Origin of the sequence: Campylobacter sp. TTU_617, assembly GCF_016599045.1 — a bacterium.
Taxonomy (GTDB): domain Bacteria; phylum Campylobacterota; class Campylobacteria; order Campylobacterales; family Campylobacteraceae; genus Campylobacter_D.
This window is the reverse complement of the sequence record NZ_JAENKV010000045.1, coordinates 1-660: the sequence shown is the minus strand read 5'-3', so window position 1 is coordinate 660 and position 660 is coordinate 1. Positions and strand designations below refer to the sequence as shown.

Here is a 660-nt window from a genome sequence, read left to right as displayed (position 1 = left end):
ACACATCTTTTCAAATTCTTGATAGTATTTCCAAGAAGCTATGATATCGGGACGATGTTCTTTAATATGAGTAAGTTCATAATCTAGTATGTTTTTAAGATATATTCTTAAATCTTTATTTTCTTTTAAATAATTTAATATATCTTTTTCATTTATAAAATTTGCTTCTTTAAACTCAATTTGCTCTTTTAAAAATATACTAAATTTTAAAAGATAATTTTTAACTTCTTCAAAAAGTTCTTTATGCTCTTTTAAAATTTTAAAATCATTTTCATCTATATAAATACCTAAGTTTTCATAGTAAATATAATCTTTATCTAGTATAAAAGATTTAATATCTATACTACATATAGGGGGGGGGGTATTGAATAATTTTGCTTTTTCAATAATACTTAATTCTATATTTTTTAATAAATAAGGAAAAGTTTTTTTCTCAAGTAAAAGATTAAAAGGAAGTAAATGAGCAAATTTATTCCAAAGTTTGTGTTCAAATTTTTCTTTGTCTTTTATATTGGGTGGATTAAAGTCTAAGGTTTTTGCTAATTTATTCATAGTATCAAAAGCTATTTTACTATCTAATTCTTTACAATCTATATAAAAGATTTTAAATTCTTTTTTACTTTCTAAAAATGCTTTTATGTTGGAATAGTAGTTGAAATT

General features: G+C 20.9%; 1 protein-coding gene. It reads right to left on the bottom strand.

The window, feature by feature from the left end:
• The coding region (locus GQV94_RS07630; RefSeq protein ID WP_200170444.1) for a DUF2972 domain-containing protein at window positions 1-660 on the bottom strand (660 nt) is incomplete at both ends.